The following is a 255-nucleotide window of genomic DNA, read 5'->3' as shown; positions in this document are numbered from 1 at the left end:
TGCCTTGAGACTTAGCATATTGTTCAAATGCTTCACTCGTATATTGTGTTCCTAAATCGGTGTGAAGAATAAGTCCATCCTTGGGCTGTTGTGTATCACAAGCATTGGCTAGGGCTTTGATCACGAGCTCTGTTGTCATCGATTTTGCAAAAGAGTAACCAACAATTTTATGTGTATGTAAATCCATTACAGAAGCCAGGTAACACCAACCCTCTTTAAGCGTATGGATATACGTAATATCTGCCACCCACTTCT

Annotated in this window: 1 protein-coding gene; it reads right to left on the bottom strand. The window is 40.4% G+C overall.

Annotated elements, in window-relative coordinates; translation table 11 throughout:
• A partial coding sequence (locus TEPIDINF_RS15280; RefSeq protein WP_421692406.1) for a DDE-type integrase/transposase/recombinase occupies positions 1-255 on the bottom strand: 255 nt, incomplete at both ends.

The organism is Tepidibacillus infernus (assembly GCF_048898065.1).
GTDB classification, from domain to species: Bacteria; Bacillota; Bacilli; order Tepidibacillales; family Tepidibacillaceae; genus Tepidibacillus_B; species Tepidibacillus_B infernus.
Note: the sequence above shows the minus strand (reverse complement) of the source record. Positions and strands in the feature narration are given on the sequence as shown.